18 protein-coding genes are annotated in these 15,901 nt (G+C 66.4%); 2 read left to right on the top strand and 16 right to left on the bottom strand.

Translation table 11 applies throughout. From position 1 onward, the window contains the following. Both FYW95_RS28470 and FYW95_RS22840 read left to right on the top strand, forming a co-directional pair. A partial coding sequence (locus FYW95_RS28470) for a hypothetical protein (protein ID WP_236572282.1) occupies positions 1–225 on the top strand: 225 nt, incomplete at its 5' end. A 41-nt stretch (positions 226–266) separates the two neighbouring features. Then, positions 267–2,294, top strand: a complete 2,028-nt coding sequence (locus FYW95_RS22840) for a type ISP restriction/modification enzyme (RefSeq protein WP_160050791.1) — start codon at positions 267–269, stop codon at positions 2,292–2,294. A 109-nt stretch (positions 2,295–2,403) separates the two neighbouring features. On the opposite strand, the gene FYW95_RS22835 is transcribed toward FYW95_RS22840, so the two are convergent. The 16 genes from FYW95_RS22835 to FYW95_RS22755 all read right to left on the bottom strand — a co-directional run bounded on the left by FYW95_RS22835 (position 2,404) and on the right by FYW95_RS22755 (position 15,785). Further along, complete coding sequence (locus FYW95_RS22835; protein ID WP_160050790.1) at positions 2,404–3,333, bottom strand: peptidoglycan-binding domain-containing protein; 930 nt, start codon at positions 3,331–3,333, stop codon at positions 2,404–2,406. Further along, complete coding sequence (locus tag FYW95_RS22830) at positions 3,330–4,082, bottom strand: hypothetical protein (RefSeq protein ID WP_160050789.1); 753 nt, start codon at positions 4,080–4,082, stop codon at positions 3,330–3,332. Before FYW95_RS22830 ends, FYW95_RS22835 begins: the two co-directional genes overlap by 4 nt. 72 nt (positions 4,083–4,154) lie before the next feature. Next, positions 4,155–4,400 carry a hypothetical protein gene (locus FYW95_RS22825; RefSeq protein ID WP_160050788.1) on the bottom strand — a complete coding sequence of 82 codons (246 nt, stop codon included), beginning with the start codon at positions 4,398–4,400 and terminating at the stop codon, positions 4,155–4,157. Positions 4,401–4,623: 223 nt separating this feature from the next. Further along, entirely contained in the window at positions 4,624–5,634 is a 1,011-nt protein-coding gene (locus tag FYW95_RS28465) for a peptidoglycan recognition protein family protein (protein WP_236572280.1), read from the bottom strand. An 80-nt stretch (positions 5,635–5,714) separates the two neighbouring features. Next, positions 5,715–6,104: a hypothetical protein gene (locus FYW95_RS22810; RefSeq protein ID WP_160050787.1), complete on the bottom strand. Its 390-nt coding sequence runs from the start codon at positions 6,102–6,104 to the stop codon at positions 5,715–5,717. Next, entirely contained in the window at positions 6,094–7,032 is a 939-nt protein-coding gene (locus tag FYW95_RS22805) for a hypothetical protein (RefSeq protein ID WP_160050786.1), read from the bottom strand. Before FYW95_RS22805 ends, FYW95_RS22810 begins: the two co-directional genes overlap by 11 nt. A 30-nt stretch (positions 7,033–7,062) precedes the next feature. Continuing rightward, positions 7,063–8,238 (bottom strand): siphovirus ReqiPepy6 Gp37-like family protein, encoded by a 1,176-nt coding sequence (locus FYW95_RS22800; protein WP_160050785.1) that lies wholly within the window; start codon positions 8,236–8,238, stop codon positions 7,063–7,065. Then, the gene (locus FYW95_RS22795; RefSeq protein WP_160050784.1) at positions 8,235–9,203 is read right to left on the bottom strand and encodes a phage distal tail protein; all 969 of its coding nucleotides are present in this window, start codon (positions 9,201–9,203) and stop codon (positions 8,235–8,237) included. Before FYW95_RS22795 ends, FYW95_RS22800 begins: the two co-directional genes overlap by 4 nt. Positions 9,204–9,216: 13 nt before the next feature. After that, entirely contained in the window at positions 9,217–13,080 is a 3,864-nt protein-coding gene (locus tag FYW95_RS22790) for a phage tail tape measure protein (RefSeq protein WP_160050783.1), read from the bottom strand. Between the two features lie 25 nt (positions 13,081–13,105). Beyond that, positions 13,106–13,513: a hypothetical protein gene (locus FYW95_RS22785; RefSeq protein ID WP_160050782.1), complete on the bottom strand. Its 408-nt coding sequence runs from the start codon at positions 13,511–13,513 to the stop codon at positions 13,106–13,108. Between the two features lie 68 nt (positions 13,514–13,581). Next, positions 13,582–13,884 (bottom strand): hypothetical protein, encoded by a 303-nt coding sequence (locus FYW95_RS22780; RefSeq protein ID WP_160050781.1) that lies wholly within the window; start codon positions 13,882–13,884, stop codon positions 13,582–13,584. Beyond that, positions 13,877–14,056 carry a hypothetical protein gene (locus FYW95_RS22775; protein WP_160050780.1) on the bottom strand — a complete coding sequence of 60 codons (180 nt, stop codon included), beginning with the start codon at positions 14,054–14,056 and terminating at the stop codon, positions 13,877–13,879. The genes FYW95_RS22780 and FYW95_RS22775 overlap by 8 nt, the downstream gene beginning before the upstream one ends. A 63-nt stretch (positions 14,057–14,119) precedes the next feature. Beyond that, positions 14,120–14,797 (bottom strand): phage tail tube protein, encoded by a 678-nt coding sequence (locus FYW95_RS22770; RefSeq protein ID WP_160050779.1) that lies wholly within the window; start codon positions 14,795–14,797, stop codon positions 14,120–14,122. A 75-nt stretch (positions 14,798–14,872) separates the two neighbouring features. Beyond that, the gene (locus FYW95_RS22765; RefSeq protein WP_160050778.1) at positions 14,873–15,247 is read right to left on the bottom strand and encodes a hypothetical protein; all 375 of its coding nucleotides are present in this window, start codon (positions 15,245–15,247) and stop codon (positions 14,873–14,875) included. Between the two features lie 5 nt (positions 15,248–15,252). After that, positions 15,253–15,552, bottom strand: coding sequence for a hypothetical protein (locus tag FYW95_RS22760; protein WP_160050777.1), 300 nt, complete (start codon positions 15,550–15,552; stop codon positions 15,253–15,255). Beyond that, on the bottom strand, positions 15,552–15,785 hold the full coding sequence (locus FYW95_RS22755) for a hypothetical protein (protein WP_160050776.1): 234 nt from the start codon (positions 15,783–15,785) through the stop codon (positions 15,552–15,554). The genes FYW95_RS22760 and FYW95_RS22755 overlap by 1 nt, the downstream gene beginning before the upstream one ends. Positions 15,786–15,901 lie beyond the last annotated feature (116 nt).

Raw genomic sequence — 15,901 nt, 5'->3', positions numbered from 1 at the left:
GGGATCCCGGTGCAGATACGATGGCTCAAGGCCGTGCGGGCCCATTTTGACGTCACAATCATGATCGTCCCGCACGGCCGTTCGCATGCTCAGGCCGGGATGTCAGCTATCGCGCACCACGTCGTTATCTGCACGCCGTCATCGACCACGCCGCCAAACGCGCTGAGGAACTCGATGGTCCCGGAGCTGTCGGGCCCTCCATCACCGACCTCGCGCAACGACTGATCGGCTTCGAGCTGAAGATGGGCTCCTACACCGTCGCGGAGATGCGTGCGGTCGACATACTCAAGAGCTACGGTGCGCAGCTGCCCAAGAACGGTGTCCGGCTGCACGTGACTAACACTCTGGACGACCCGTTCATCGCAGAGGCAGCGGTATTTCCGGACCTGGCTGCTCTGGCCAAGTCCCACAAGCAGGCCAACAAGATCAAAGCCGATACTCCGGTCACCGTGGTCATCGGCAACCCGCCCTACCACGAGCGTGCTCAAGGGCTCGGTGGATGGGTGGAAGCAGGGACCACCAACGCCGACGAGAAGCGGCCGTTGGACCGGTTCCGTAAAGAGGGCAATGGGCGTGTGGAGTACGTGCTCAAAAACCTCTACATCTACTTCTGGGCCTGGGCGACGTGGAAGGTGTTCGACGCCCACCCTCAGGATCGTCACGGGGTGGTCAGCTTCATCACCACCTCGGGTTACCTCAAGGGCCCAGGGTTCAAGGGCATGCGCCGCTACCTTCGGGAGACGTGTTCGGAGGGGTGGATCATCAACGTCACTCCCGAGGGCATGCAGCCCGACGTGCCCACCCGGGTCTTCCCTGGTGTGCAGCAACCGCTGGCCATCGCCATCTTCGTCCGGCGTGCGGATACCGACACCGATACCCCAGCCAAGATCCATTACACGAAGGTCACTGGCAAGCGGGAGCAGAAATACGATCAGCTCGATGCCCTAACACTTGATGGTGATGGATGGCAGTCCGCTCGCACCGGTTGGGAGGCACCCTTCCTTCCTGCGGCCGAGTCAGCCTGGGATGACTACCCTGCCCTGGGAGATCTGTTCTGCTGGGTGACTCCAGGAATTACCCCAGGGCGCACATGGATTTACGCTCCCCATCCAAGTGTTCTACAGGATCGCTGGAACTCGCTTGTCTCAGCAGAACCACAAGAGAAGCCCAAGCTTTTCAAGGAGACACATGGTTGCACTGTAGAAAGCACTAAGGAAAGTCTTCCTAATGCGCCATCCCATGGCAAGCCGATCGGAAAGGAAGATGGGGCATGTCCACCGCCAAAGCGGATCGCCTACCGTTCATTTGACAGGCAGTGGATTATCCCTGATCATCGAGTTATCGATCGTGCTCGCAGGGATCTTTGGTCGGCCGAGTCTGTCGGCGGTCAAGTTTATATCACCGAACAACACTCACAGGCTATTACTTCAGGTCCTGCCATAACATTTTCCACTCTCATTCCTGATAAGCATCACTTCAAGGGAAGCGAGGGTGGCCGGATTCTTCCGCTGCGGCATCCTGATGGATCTCCTAACGTGGCTCCAGGCATGCTTTCCCAGCTCGAAGAAACTCTCGGGCTGACTGTGACAGCACATGACCTAGCTGCCTACACCGCTGGCATCACTGCAAATCCTGCTTTCACTAAGCAGTTCGCGGAGGAGTTGGTGACGCCCGGGGTTCGTGTGCCCCTCACAGCTGATCCTGAACTGTGGTCTGCCGTCTGCGATATTGGGCGCCAAGTCGTTTGGGCCGCTACCTACGGTGAAGCCTTCTCTAGCCATCTGGATGGGCGACCTAAGGGGAAGATCGCTTTTGACCCCAAGGACCCGCGCCGACCGAAGAATCTCTCTTCCATCGGCTCGGATCTTCCCGGTAAGATCACCTATGTTCCAGCCGAGGATGGTGAAGGTCAGATCAAGGTTGGACAGGGAGTTTTCGGTCCCGTCACTGAGCGCATGTGGAACTACGATGTCAGTGGCATGAACGTCATTGGCAAGTGGTTCTCATACCGCAAGGCTGACCCCGGAGGTAAGAAGACAAGCCCTCTAGATGACATCCACTTGGGTTCATGGCCCAAGGAATGGATTACAGAGTTCAATGAGCTTCTCACCTCACTTCGCCGGGTCACTGATCTGGAAGACGCCCAGAGTGAAATCCTGGAAAAGGTAATTGCGGGACCCATCCTCACCTTTGGCGAATTGAAGTCCAAGGGAGTCAAGTTTCCGCAGGAGAACAAGGACAGGAAACCTCGCTACGACCTGGACTCTACTGCGACGCAAGACGGTATGTTCTGATGCATGGGGTGCCCAAAGCCTGGCTGGCAGAGGAATGCCTATTGCAAGGGGGCAAAGAACCCAAAACGGCATAGCAGTGGTGGGTAAATATCCGTATTATTATTTTAAATCAGATGGGCAGTCCTAGGGTGATATAGGAGGCCTGGGGTGGCGGAGGCTCCGGCGGCAGGGCCGCCGGTCCCACCCAAGAGCCGTCTGACAGCGCGAGATGGGAAAACCACAGCGGGGGTGGCACACGGCCGAGGGCGAAATCGACCCCGGCCCTGGTCTCGGGGCCCGGAATCCCGTCCTCAGGAAAGATCCCCCGTGCACGCTGGAAGCTGCGGACCGCCTCATAGGTCGCGTTGCCGAAGTCGCCATCGGCCTTCCACTGCCCGAGGTCATACCCCAGGTCGATGAGGTCGAGCTGGAGTTCTCGGACGGCGCTGCCCTGGTCGCCCCAGTACAGGGTGGGCCGCGCCCTGTACCGGTACCCGGTTAGGGAGAGCGTGCCCGAGAGGTCAAAGCCAGGGAACGTCCAGGAGTCCTGGACCTGCTCGTCGTGCTCGGCGAAGACGCGTACAGCCAGATGGTCGGTGTCCTGGCGCAGCTCGACGCGGAGCACCTGGGTCAGACGGATACCCGGTCCAGTGAACTCGTGGGGAAGCAGTTCGGCGGCCAAATCCCGGGGCTGGGCACGCACCTGGGCGAGGCCACCGGCTGACTCGCGGAAGAGGAGCCCCGGCCCTCCGGAGTCCGCCACCCATCGGACCTCGTTCGTGCCGAACCCGGCGCTCTGCAACGACGGAGCGCGCATGTACCAGCGGAGGGCCCACGGAGTTGAAGGCAACGCGACTCGCAGAGCCGGGGTGTCTCCGCGGTGGTGCCCCGACTCCAGACGGATTCCGCCTTGACTGTGCACGCTGTAGGTGTCGTCGTAGACCGCCCGAGACCCGGCTGCGCGGACCGTCACCGTGCCGGCCGTCGCGCTGTCCGCGAGCGTGGTGTCGCTGACCCTGGTCCCGGGTTCTCCGGACAGGGAGTTGTCGAGGAGGATCAACGGATCATCACCTGCACCGTCAACCCCTCGGCCTCGGTGCCCTCGGCGACCTCCACACCCACGGTCACCCCGGTCCCCGCGCTCACCGCGAGGTCAGGGGAGATCGTGTTCGTCGGCGCTTCCGAGGTGAGGGACACCGCCGCACCGACCGTCGCCGTGCCGGTCACCATGTCCACGGTCAACAGGTGCACATCGACCTGGCCGCTGACGACACTGGCCTCGGCGCGCACCACCGTGACCGTCTGCTGGCGACTCTCCAGGTTCACGTACCGGTGAGAACTCGTGCGGGCCTCAACCTGGGGCTGCGACCAGATCATCGGATGGGCCGTCGCCACCGGCTCGGGCCCCTCCTCCCCACCACCCGGGTTTTCCTCCAGGACCGCGACGCGGTTTTCGACCTGGGCGACGATGACAGGCCAGTCCGTCGAGGTGAGCACCCACCGCCCGGGGCTGCTCTGCTCCTCCTCGCCGTTGGGCTCGGGGGCAGGGCCGACCAGGACCCGGCGCACCTCGTCGGGACCACGAAACCGAGGAATCAGCCCGTAGTCAGATGTGCGCAGATCTTCAACCGGGTTTCCCATGCTGTCTAGCAGGTCGGTCAGCCGGTGGCCGCTCTCGTAGTCGTAGACCCACAAGGTGACGCCCGGTACCAGGAGCGGCTGGTACCCCACGCTCTCGTCACTGAGCAGGACCTGCTCCCCGGGCGCGATCACGTAGTCGGAGGGCTGGCCACCGAACCAGTACCGCACTCTTCTCCTTTCACAGAAAGGCCCGGCAGACCTTCACGGTCTGCCGGGCCTCGTGTTCGCGTGGTTGAGCGGTTACCGGATGGGGGTCTTGTCACCGTCCACGAGCCGGTGCACGTAGGAGGCGACAGCGCCGATCACGGCGGTGCCCGCAGCCGCGCCGAGGGTCGCCCAGTCGATGAGGTCGCCGGGGGTCACGGTGTCCAGGACAGCGCCGGATCCCGCGACCAGCGCGACGGAGAGGATCGCGCCGAGCAGGTTCTGGAAGCTGGTGCGGGTGCTGCGGTTCTTGGCGTCGGTCTTGGTGGCGGTGGTAGCCATGAGGAGGTGGTTCCTTTCGGGTCGGTTGAATCGGTCGGAGCGGTGAACCACGGGCGTGGTCCTTCCGGTCAAGGGAGGGGGAGGATCAGGGCGGGGCCCCAGGTACACAGGGCGAGGTCGTTGAGGGACCACACCCCGACGCTCAGGAGCACCCCGGCAGCGAAGCCCACTGCCGCGACGAGCAGCAGAGGACGAGGGCGGGGGCGGTGGTCCTCGGGGTGGGTCACGTGATCGGCGCGGTCCAGGCGGCGGCCCAGGTCGCCGGACCGATCAGCGCGTCAACGCCCAAGCGCTTCTCCCGCTGGAACTGCTCAGCGATGCGCGCGGTCTGCGGCCCGTACAAGCCGTCGGCGTCGATGGACCAGCCGCGCACGAGCATCTGCTTCTGCCAGCGGCGCAGGTCCGAGCGGTGGGAGTAGTAACCGGACACCGACGCGGCCGGTCCGGAGCGGGGGCCGAAGTACCATCCGCGGGGCAAGGGGAACGGCGGGATCTTCGTCTTCACCTGGATGGGAGCGTCACCACCGGCAGCCCGGTACGCTGCCTCGGTCGCCGGTCCCCACAGCCCATCGGCGGTCACGCCGACCTTGCCCTGGAGCCACTTCACTCCGGCCTCGGTCTTGGGGCCCCACAGCCCGTCGATGTCCAGCTTGGGGTTGTGTCCGAGACCGTTGACGGCGGTCTGCTGGGAGCGGATGGACCGCACGGAGGTCATACCGCCCCCGCCGCCGCTGCTCGGGTTGCCGTTACCCCTCGCACCGAACGTGCCGTCCAGGACCAGCTCGTAGAGCACATCACCCGGGCAGGAAGTCGATACGAAGCTGCGGTGCCCTCGGATCGCGCCGCCGACGCCTCGCGCCATGAGGTAGGCGCGCAGGTCCCGCACGGCCTGGATGTGCCCCTGGGTCGGCTGTTCATTGCCGCCGAGCATCAGCGTCACCGAGTACCACTCGGAGTTGCCGCGCGTGGTCCCCTGAGCGGCCTGGTAACGGCGCAGGCCACGGCCGGTGAACACCTCGCCGTGCCTGCACGCACCCCAGCTGTAGCCCAGATCTGCCCAGCCGTTGCCGCGCATGTGGTCGCGACGGACCCGCTTCCAGTACGCGATGCAGTCGGAATGCGACCTCAGGTTCGTAGCAGGGCCGTTGTAGTGGATCACCAAGCCACGAGTGGGATCTGCGTAGGACGCGCCGGAACCACCCCAGCCGAAGTAGGAGCGGGGACGAAGGATCATACGGATGCCTTTCTGCGGGCATAGGAAAGGCCCCACACGAGAGGAGGTGTGGGGCCTGAAGACAGGTCAGGGTGTGGAGGTCAGGTGCGGTTGCGCGATTCCGGGTGGGCTGCGGTGTCCCGCTGAGCGGGGGCGGTCTGCTCGCGGGCCGCGAGCTTGTCCACGACCTCCTTGACCTCGCGCACCTTGTCCTTCAGCGACGTGCCAGTGTTGAACTGGACCTCGTGGCTGACCACCTTCACCTCCTTCTCCAGGGACGTCACCCGGTCCATCAGCCCAGGGCGGCCTTCGGGGTGCCCCTGGCGCGGAGGCTCACCCATCAGGTCGTCTATGAGGTGCCCCATGCGCCGGAGGAGCCGGACCACCTTGCGGGCACCGATCCCGATCACGGTCAGGCCGGTCACGAGGGCGGCGATCCCGCCGATCCACAGGCCGGGTGAGGCCAGCCAGGCGGGCAGTTCAGAGGGCATAGGTCACTCCATCCAGGCCGACCCACGAAGGGTTATAGATGGTCCACAGAAAGAGGCGGCCAGCGGTGTCCCTGCTAGCCGGATGGATCTCCAACCGGCTCGTGACGCCCCTGGTGGACGCGGTGGAACCACGGCGGTGGGTAGTCGTGACCGCCATCGACTGGAGCTCGCGGGGCCGGGCCTCAGCGGGCACCCTGGCCACGTAGGCGCGGTGAGGGATCGCGTCACCGTTGGACCGGTCGATCCGGCCGCGCAGACGAACCACGTCCGGGGCGTCCCACCGCCAGGCCGGGGACTGGCCGTGGTTCGGCTGGGAGTATCCCGACCGTAGGAGCAGGGGCTGCCAGGGGGTCGGGTAGCGGGTCTCAGAGACGGTGATCCAATTTCCCGACCACAGCGCGACTCGGCCGGTGTCGGTCTCGTAGATGAGCATGCCCTCGTGTGGGAACGCGGGCCGGGCACCGGATGTGCAGGGCACAGCCCCGGTGGGTGCGGTCCACTGCCGCACCGCCGTGTTCACATCCGAGGAGGAGACCACTGCGGACTGGCCCGCGATGGTGTACTCGGCCAGCGGCAGGTCCCACCTGCCACTGGGATCGCGGGTCGGTGTGGGAGTGCTGCCACCTGGTGTGCCCTGGATGATGTGCGGGAAGCAGGCGTTCTCAGCGGTGTTCGCTCGGATGACCACCAGGTCGCGGCGAGGCTGCGCTCCCTCGTTCGGTGCGACGTTCAGGCTGATCGGGCTGTCGGTGCGGTAGAACCATCCGCCGACCACGCAGTAGCCGGGGGCGATCGTGATCTGTGACGTCCCGGCTCCGGTGACGGTGAGCCGGTCCAGGGCGTCGGGGCCGTCAGCGACGACCCCGTCGGCGCCCCATCTGCGGTGCAATCTGGCGAGAGCGATGTCTGAGGCGATCGGACTGTTCACGAACGCCCCGAAGTCCTCAGCCAGTGGTGTTCACCTCCTGGTCTTGAGCTGGTCCACGTCGCGGGACAGACGGGCGACGCGGCGGTAGATCTCGGGCTGGTCGGGCGGCTCGCCGATGGACGGCAGCATCTGTTCGCCCATGTCGGGTGTGCGGGTGAGGGTGACCTCCCGGATGATGTCGGTGATCTCGCCCAGGTCGATTTCGGCGGTCACGATGTCGCCGAGGTCGTAGTCGCGCCGGTAGGCCACGGCGTCGGTGTCGATGGGCTCGAAGGACACGCTTGCGGTCGCCGCCCCCTCGTCGAGGCGTTCGCTGGCGCGCTGCTCGGAGGCGATGCCGGGATCCACCCAGTCCTCGTCGTCGCCCGGTTCCTGCTTTAGGTCGCGGGCGTCGACGAGTTCCTCGACCACCACGTTGGGCCACAGTGGGTCCCGGCGCGCGTAACGGTAGAACTTCCGTGCCGTGCCCTCACCGCCGATCGCGACGACCACGTCGGTGACCTCCGGAGGAGACGCCGCGTAGGTGTAGGAGGCGAGGTTTCCGAGCCCTTCTCCGAACCGCACGTAGTCGCTTTTGTCGCTCGGCTCGTAGAACACCAGGCGCAGGTCCGAGGTGTCGGTGTCCTGCACCACGGTGAACCCGATCCCACCGACCTGGGCGAGGCTCCAGGCCGATTCCAGCAGGTTGTCGAGCCGTAGCTGGGACGTCACCGACGAACCGCGTCCCGACGACGGAGGAACCACCAGTCCGGGTACCCGCCGGTCCGGTAGGGCGCCGGGACCGGCGTTCACGTTCACCAGATCTCGGATGACCATCTCGGCGGGAGCGGTCCGCGTCCAGTGCTCCGCCGAGTGGAACGCACCGGAGCTGGTGATCGCGGTGCCGGGGGAGGGGTAGACGATCCGGGACAGGCAGGCGGTGTCGTCCACGCCCGTGAAGGTCAGGGTGTTGCCGTCCGGATCCCCGTCATGGGTACGTTCCAGGGGGCGCTTCGGCCCTGAGAACAGCACGTCGCCGTCGTGGTCCAGGAGCACGATCCCGGCACCTTCGAGAAGGAGGTCCGCGGACTGTGACCCGGCCTGCACGACGACTTGCCAGGCACCCAGGGCGAGATGGCGGCGGGTGGCCGACAGCGAGTGCTCATCGTCCACGACCCCGAGCCATCTGCGGTCCCGGTCACGGACCCACAGCTGCCAGCCACTCACACGTCCCCCCGGATCGCGGTGACGTCGAGTGGGACGACCTCCAGTTCCAGAGCGGTGCCGTCCGCCGCGCCGGAGAGCACCACGTCCACGGTGTTGGGGCCGGGTGCGAGGGGCCACAGGCGGGAACCGCGCCGAAGGTGTCGGAAGGCGTTGGCCCCGTTGTGGTCGCGGACGCTCTTTCGGCGCGGTCGGGTGTCGATCGTGACCGCCTCACCATCGGCGAGGGCGCGGTCGAACACCAGCTCCTCACCGAGGGTCCGGGAGCGCATCAGCGTTCCTGTGCCCATCGGCCCTCGGAGTCTCCACACCGGCCAGGAGTCCGCGCTGCCGGGGTTGGTGATATCCATGCCTTCCCCGATGACATTGGAGCCACGCACCCGCAGCGGGGGGAGGGGCAGCCATCGCTGTGGGCTGCCCTCGATCCGCCAGGTGCGCCGCATCGCGTCCAACTCCCAGTACGGCGACTCGGCGGTCAACGTGATTCCGTAGGTGCACCAGTACGCCCCGGCCAGGTCCGTGCCTTCGTCACCGGCCATACCGCTGACGTACCGGGCGATGATTCTGCGGCGGGCGCCCGACCGGTCGGCGACTTCGAGGACCCCCGGCCCCCCGTGGGGCGGGCGGGGGTTCATCGCGAGCGCGAGTCGGCCGCGCCGCTTCACGGCCTCCGCGCGGGTGCGGCCGTGGACGTACACCGGCAGGTAGATCTCCCGGGCCAGTGCACGGCTGCCGGTGATGATGCTGCCGTCCAACGCGCCCGACTCGCGCTCGTAGTGCGTGAACTCGGGCAGCTCCATGCCACGCACCCCGGGCATGAGCAGGTAGCCCGACACGTCATCGGTGAGGCGAATGGTCTGTCCTCCCGCCCCGGTCCAGGTCACGACCGGGGGTGCCCCGGCGTCGTCGGTGGCCGGGACCGGTGGGGCGGGAGGCGGCGGCCCAGGAGGGTGGTAGAGGATCGGCAAACCGGCAGCCTCCTTACCTGGTGGGGTGCAGGGCCTCGTAGTCGCGCAGGGCCGCCACGGTCGCCTTCGCAGTCACGCGGGGGTTGCGCGTCTCGTGGACGTGGAAGGTGTGGCCACTGCTCTGTCGGCGGTGGGTGCGCTGCGCGAGGGCGGACGCCTGACTCGGCTGCAACACCTGGTGCGCCGCCTGGGTGGTCGCCAGAGCACGGCTTGCCGCAGCGACCATGGACGCGGACTCCTCGGAGGGGTACACGCGGGCCGGGGAACCGAAGCGGATCAATTCGGGTCCGCGTTCACCGACGAGGGACCACCGGCCCACGGGCGGGTGACCGCCCCGGGCGAAGCCGCGGATGCGGTCGGTGGCGCGCAGGAGCCTCGTCGTGGGGTGGGTGTCCTGCTCGGCGGTGAAGTCTTGGTCCTGCTGCCAGATGCCGCCGGTCGCGAACTTCGGCCGCAGGAACTTCGCCGCCCTGCTGGGGTAGGTAGAGGACTCACGGACGGCGTTGCCCTCGTTGCCGCCGACCGTCTTTCCTTCGCCGTCGTAGATGTTGATGTGCTGCCAGCCGCCCGGCCCCTTACCCCGGTAGACACCGAGGTCACCAGCTCGCGCGGACGAGCGAGACACGCTCTCCATACCGTTAGCGAAGGTCGCCACCGCTGCGGAGCGAATTCCGTTGTATGCCTTCGACGCTTTCGCTTCGCGCACGATTTCGCTGACGAACATCGCACACCACGGCTGGCCGCCCATTCCAAATGCGTCAGTGAAACGGTTCGGGTTTCCGTCCAGCCCCAGATAGGAGCGGGCGGTCTCCACGACCTTCTTGCCGTCGCCGCCCAGCTTGGGGCCGATGGCGGACTCCAGCCATCCCACGAGACGGTCGATGATTGTTCGGGGCAGGCTCACCATGGCTTCGGCCCACTTGCCCTGAGTGAATTCGCCTCCCATCAGTTCGATGAGAGGGTTCAGGACGCTTTCAGCGGCAGCCCTCAGGCCGTCGCCGCTGAAAATATTGCCCAGGTTCTCGGTGAAGGTGCCGAGCCTTTCCACCAGCCCACCGGTGCTGAACCGACGAATGGGGTATACGCCGCCCCGGGAGAAACCGAGGGTTTCGCGGATTCCCCCCACCCCGCCACGGATAGCGGCCCGGTTCAGGGTGTTGACACCGGACTTACCAATGGCCCTGGTGAACTCCGGGCGCATGATGGCCTCGCCGCCGCTGAGTTCCAAACCGCCAGCGGTAGGTGACCAGAAAGTGTGAACATCACGGCCGGGCGTGTAGCCCGGTAGAATGCCGCCCGAAGCGAACTTCAGCTTGTCGAGCTTATCCATTCCGACAAGTCCGGCAACCTTGTTCCACACCACGCGAACACCGTCATTATAAACGGTGTCAATGATGAACTGGACGGGCTTTTTTGTAATGGACTTGAGCTGATTCCATGCCTCGCGGATGCCATCTTTCGCCAGCTCGAAAGCTGACTTCACGCGGTCAACCCCGGAGCGCAGAGAATCGAACACCGGCCGGATGCCAGAATTCCACACCGTGGAAATCGTGGACCGGATTGCCGTCCAGACTGGGGAGATGACGCGATCTCTCAGCCAGAAGAAGACGGCGGCCAGAACAGCTCGCACATAGCTGTTCGCTACAGCAAAAACCGCCTTGGTGGTATTCCACCATTTCGACGCAGCGCCGGAGATCCATGAGAAGACAGGGCTGACGACACTGGACCACAGCCAAGAAAAAATGGAGCCTAGGGAGCGGACTCCACCGACGATGAAATTGAACGCGGGAAGAAGGGCATTCTCCCAGAGCCATACGGCTCCCGCTGCGATCGCATCAAAGGTCGGTCTGAGTGCGGAGGTCCATAGTTGCGTCGCCACGGCGGCGAGCAACTGAAACGCCATGTACAGTGGCGTGATCAGAACGGTCATCACCAGCGTGATCAAAAACTGGGCGGCCTGTGCGATGAAATCAAACGTCGGCTTGATCGCATCACGCCACAAACGCTGCGCTGCTTCGCCAGCCGTCAAAAAAGCTGACTTCACCTTGCCGAAGTTCTGGTAGATCATCGTGCCGAAATAGATGATCCAGCCAATCGGGCCAGCGCCGAGAAGTGCCCACAGATTCTCACGGACCCACCCCAGGGCGCCCACGAGGGCGTCCCAAGTCGGCTTGAGGGCTTTTTCCCACAGCCACGTCCCGACCGCAGCGATGCCACTGAAAGCAGCATCGACCCCGTCCTTAAACCAACTCACGTTTTTATAGGCCCAGAGAACGCCAGCCACCAAAGCAGTGATGGCCAAAACCACGATGCCAATAGGGTTAGCGTTGAGGGCCGCATTCAAAACCCACTGCGCCGCACTCCATGCCAGAGTCGAACCGCGGATAAGGCCCATGACCATTTTCGCGCCGGACGCGACCACGGTGAAAGCGGCATAGGACGCACCGAACAGGCCCACAGCGATGGCGGCGGCCTTCACCACGTCCATGTTGTTCGTGACCCACGTTGCCACACTGGTCAACACCGGGACGAGTTCGCCCGCCAGCTCGGTTTTCAGACCGCGCCAGGCCGCGGTGAGCTTGTTCGCGTCGGTGTTCTCCACCGCATCCGCCGCCTCGGACGCCGCCCCGGCGACATCGCCGAGTCCCTGCGCAGCGCTGGTCAGATCCAGGTTGCCGAGTGCCCCGGCCATGTCCTCGGCCTGCGTCCCGAGCAGGTCCATCGACAACTGCGACCGCAGCGCCGGGTCCTCCACGCCCTGGAGGCCGACCAGGATCTGTTCCAAGGCCTCACGCGCAGCCGGGCCGCCGGTGGAAAACGCCAGCGCCATCTGGTCCGCGCTCAATCCCAGGGAATCGAGCGCCTCCACAGCCGGACCGTCCAGGCTCTTCACCCGGATGTTCAGCTCCTTGAGGGCGTCACCGACCTTGTCGGAGGACTGCGCGCCCCCCTCCATGCCCTGGACGATGAGCCCCATCGCTTCCTGACCGGACAAACCCAGGTCGCGGAACTGGGTGCTGTACTCCTGCATCGTGTCCGCGAGGTCGTTGTACTGGTCCGCGCCCCGCTGGCCACCACGGATGAGCAGGTCCATCGCGGCCTCAGCGGACGGCGCGAGCCCGGTCGAGACCATGTTCGCGACCGACCTGGTGGCTTCGTTCACGTCGATGTCGAGGGCGCGCGCCACCGTAAGGGCCTGACGCGACACCTCCTCCAACTCCGAGGCGGAAGCGTCGGCCATGAACTGCATGTTGCGGCGCACCGCCGCCACGGCGGTGGACACCTCCGGCAGCGATCCGGCGAACCCACGCGCGAACAGAGACGACGCGGTGTTACCGAGCTGCTCGGCCTGACCGGAGGTGACACCGAGCTGGGCTTTGAAGTCCCCGGTGGCACGAGAGAGGTCCATCGCGTCCGCGAACCCAGCGCCGAGTGCCGCCCCGCCTGCCGCACCGGCTGCCGCTCCTGCGGTGCGCAGCCCGGAGGACATCTCCTGTCCGGCCTGCTGCACCGATTCGGAAGCGTCCGAGGCGACCTGCTGCCACGCGGCGGACATCTTCGCCGCAGCCGACTTCACGCCGGACACCGACTTGGACGCCGCCGCGGAAACACTGCCCGGGAGCGCCTTCAGGCCAGCGGTCGCTGAGGAGACCAGCCGCTTCGCGAAGTTGCTCCCGGCCTTCTGCCCGGAGGCCTCTGCCTTCGCGGTGACACGGCCCAGGCCCTGCTCTGCGCCCTTGGCGACGGAATCGCCCAGCTCCTTGCCCGCACCGGTCCCGACCTGCCCTATGCTCTGCCGGACCTTCTTGGACGCGGTCCGGTGAAAGCCCTTGAAGGACGGGACGACCTGCACGAACGCGGTACCGGCCTGCTCCACGGAGGAAACCACCCCCTCGCATGAGCTACTCGGCGCGTCTCCGGGCCCGGATCTTCTTGCGCCGCTGGTTGATGAAGTCCATGAGCCGCTGATGCCGCTGCCGGGACCGGTTCGCCTTGGCCCGGTCCAGCGCGGTCTTCGGACGCGGGTAGGGGGGTGTGACCGGCCAGGAGGCGCCTGCCGCAGCGCCGATCGCCTGCACGACCTGGGCGAGTCGGTCCGCGATGTCCGCCATGACGCGGACCTCGGGGGAGAAGTCCGTCAACGGGGGCGGCCCCGGCTCCGGGAGGTCTCCGTTCGCCAGGAGGTCGGCGGCGAGCTCGTCGTCCTGGGCGACCTCCGCCATGAAGTGCCCGTGCGCGGGAAGCCGGTCGATGTACTGGAGCAACCCGTCCGCGGTGAGGTCACCTCGGAAGAAGTCGAGCAGGTCCACCCCGTAAAACCTGGCCAGGTCTGCGCGGATCGCCCCGCCGTACCGCTCCAGGAGGCCGACGAGGCGCTCTATTCCCCCAGGCCGAAGTGCTTCCGCAGGTCCTCCAGGAGCTTCTCGAACACGCCAGCCGGGCAGTCACCGATAGCGTCGAACAGGTCCTCGAAGCTGTCTCCGACGAACAGCTCCAGGAGCTCCAGGGGTTCGTCCTCGGGCACCTTCGCCAGTTCGAGGATCACGCGCACGCTCGGCGCGGGCACGCTGATGGTGGTCTCGTCATCGACCAGGAGGTCGAAAGGGGCCTTGGTGGCCTCCTGCACGTAGGTGCGCAGGTCGTAGGTCTTCGGGGCCTTCTTCGTGGTGCGCTTAGCCACCGTTCTCCTTGCTGCTGGTCTTACGGGTGATCGGGCGCGGCGCGGGGGACGGGGCGGTTTCTCGCCAGCCGTTGAAGCGCAGGCGCACGGCCTGGGCAGGCGTGCGCGCGATACGGGTACGCGCCTTGTCGGGGGAGGTGAACTCGACCGGCGTGAATCCGGAAGCGGTCACGGGGCTCCTTTGGGGCATGCGAAAGGGCCGCACACGACGGGTGTGCGGCCCTACGGGCAGGGGTTATGAGGGGGCGGGCGCGGAAGCCAGGGGGATGTTCATCTTGTCCAGGAGTGCCAGCCAGCCCGGTCCGCCGAAGAACCGCCGCTCGGAGAAACCGAGCGAGGAGTCCTGGTAACCGGTGATGGTGACCGGCCAGCTGAGGGGGTCGTCGCCGCCCGCCATGTTCTGCTGGTCCTTCGCGGTCACCCGGGCGCGGGGGAGCATCCGCCCGATGTAGATCTCGCCGTCCTCGGTGAGGTCCACGCCCAGGGCGAGCACCCGGTAGTACCGGGGCGTCGGCCTGCTGGGCTTGTCGATGATGACCTCACCGTTCGCAGCGGCGGTGATCGCGGCCAGGTCAGCTCCGGTGTACAACCCCAGCGTGCGCAGGTTGGTCTCCTGCGCGGTCAGGGCCAGGGTGGTGATGTCGCTGATGATGTCGGACCGGGTCGGCTCGACCGCACCCCAGGACTGCACCTCGCTGGTCTCAGTCTCGTTGGAGAACTGCGCGCCATCCGTGGACAGCCACCCCAGATCCCCGTAGTCGTCGGGGATGTCCGCGAGGAGGGAGTCCTCCGGGTCGGTGAGGTTGAGGATCGGGACCGCGCTGGACGGAGCCAGCAGCACCGACCCGTCGGTCATCTTGCGGATGAGCTCGTTCTGCTTCTGTGCGAGCTCGTCGTAGGACTTGCCGGCCAAGAGCGGGCAGCCTCCCTTTCTCGGCATGGGTCGCAGCCCCGAAGGCATGCCTTCGGGGCTGGGGAATTGGTGGTGTCAGCGGGGGCGGCGGCGCACCGAAACCCGGTAGGTGGCGCGTCGGGCACGCACGGCCCGGTTACGCGACCACGCCGTGTGCGGGCCGGTGTCGGTCTCCACCCGGTCGATCACCCCGGCCGCGGTGCGGTGCGGGAAAGCGAGCATCCGCCCGTGAACAGCGGCGGCCAGGGCGCGGACCTCCGCGTCGGTGGTGGCGTAGCTGGTGACGTCGATGCGGGCCACGTCCGTGAAGCGGTCATCGCCGCCCCCGGTCCGGACCACCTGGAGCGCGGGCAGGTCGTCGGTGACGGTGGTGTCCACGACGGTGGCGGTTTCACTGACGGTGAGGTCATCGAGCAGGTCGAGCACGGCGAGCTCGGCGTCCACGAACACGCCCCTCATCCGCCGCCCCGCTCGATCGCGTCGATGGCGGTGTTCAGCGGCCCCGGCCCGGGGCCCTCGTACTCGGCCTCGACAGCGTCCGGGGAGGCGTTGACCAACCGGGCCTCGGCCCGGTCCTTCCACACCCCCGAACCCCGCCTGGAGGACTCCACACGAAACGTCGAACCCGGGGGAGCGGCAGCGCGGGCGGCCGACTCGCCCCGCTGCGCGGCCTCCTCCAGTACCCGCAGCATCTCGGGAGTGCGCATCAACCGGCCGGTGCCCTTGTGGTTGCGGGAGTAGGACGCCTTGGCCATCACACCCCCTCCACGCTGCGCAGCCGCACCTCGATGTGGTGCGGGTTCCCGTCCAGGTCACGGCGGTGGGCCGGTCGGCCGTGCACCTCGTACACGTCGGGGCCGTGCCGCACCTGGTCACGGGAGGAAACCGGGGTGCCGGACGGGAAGAAGGCGCGGGCGTCCACGACCACCTGCCGCTCTCCCTGGTCAACCTCTTCGCTGGACTGGTCCTGGAGGTTGCAGCCCTCCACGTCGAACGGGGGAGCACCCGGGGCGGGATCACCGAACCGGTCCCGCCCGGGGCTGGGGATGATGGTGAGGGTGTCGCCCCCGAGCGGCTCCAGGGCGCGTCTCCCTTCTATCCGGG

This window comes from Nocardiopsis sp. FR4 (assembly GCF_009830945.1).
Taxonomy (GTDB): Bacteria; Actinomycetota; Actinomycetes; order Streptosporangiales; family Streptosporangiaceae; genus Nocardiopsis.
The sequence above is the reverse complement of the archived record's forward strand: the minus strand, read 5'-3'. Positions and strand labels throughout refer to the sequence as shown.